The 209-nt window shown below is 38.8% G+C and carries 2 protein-coding genes; one reads left to right on the top strand and one right to left on the bottom strand.

All coding sequences use genetic code 11. The features are described from left to right. Window positions 1–132: Hpt domain-containing protein (locus tag V6255_RS19455; protein WP_425355965.1), on the top strand; the 132-nt coding region annotated here is incomplete at its 5' end. Here V6255_RS19455 and V6255_RS19450 read toward each other — a convergent pair. After that, on the bottom strand, window positions 93–209 hold the full coding sequence (locus V6255_RS19450) for a mannonate dehydratase (protein WP_425355964.1): 117 nt from the start codon (window positions 207–209) through the stop codon (window positions 93–95). The two genes, V6255_RS19455 and V6255_RS19450, sit on opposite strands and share 40 nt — an antisense overlap.

Below are 209 nucleotides of genomic sequence, written 5' to 3'. Positions count from 1 at the left end.
TGTGAATTAGAGCAACTCGGTGATCATGCTCATGCATTAAAAAGCTCAGCAGGATCATTAGGTGCTGAAGCTATGTTTTCATTTTGTAAAAACTACCCACTTTTAGCAAGATTTTCAATAGTTTGCTTATAATTGTCTCTCCACTGTTGAAAGTTACGCGGTTGGGTGTTACTTTCTTGATGAACTGGACCCCTCTCTACAACAGACAA

Source organism: Psychromonas arctica (genome assembly GCF_038155225.1).
Taxonomy (GTDB): Bacteria; Pseudomonadota; Gammaproteobacteria; order Enterobacterales; family Psychromonadaceae; genus Psychromonas; species Psychromonas arctica_B.
The sequence above is the reverse complement of the archived record's forward strand: the minus strand, read 5'-3'. Positions and strand labels throughout refer to the sequence as shown.